1 pseudogene is annotated in these 201 nt (G+C 65.2%); it reads right to left on the bottom strand.

Annotation, left to right across the window (positions count from 1 at the left end):
* Positions 1-16: 16 nt before the first annotated feature.
* Positions 17-201 (bottom strand): annotated as a pseudogene (locus WN71_RS36720) (IS630 family transposase); the annotation flags it as partial.

Genomic DNA, 201 nt, shown 5'->3' with positions numbered 1-201 from the left:
TACTGACTTCGGCGCTTCAAGGTGAGGCGAGGTTGTCGATGGTCAGGCCGGTGCCGGTTATGAAGCCGTCGAGGGTGTCGGGCCGGTATTGGAGGCGTTTGAGCCGGTTGCGGACGAGGGCTTCGAGCCGGTCGAGGGCCATGACGGCGAGGTTGGCCAGGCTGCGTTTCACGTGCGCCCAGACCCACTCGACCGGGTTGA

Origin of the sequence: Streptomyces mangrovisoli (assembly GCF_000974985.2) — a bacterium.
Lineage (GTDB): Bacteria > Actinomycetota > Actinomycetes > Streptomycetales > Streptomycetaceae > Streptomyces > Streptomyces mangrovisoli.
The sequence above is the reverse complement of the archived record's forward strand: the minus strand, read 5'-3'. Positions and strand labels throughout refer to the sequence as shown.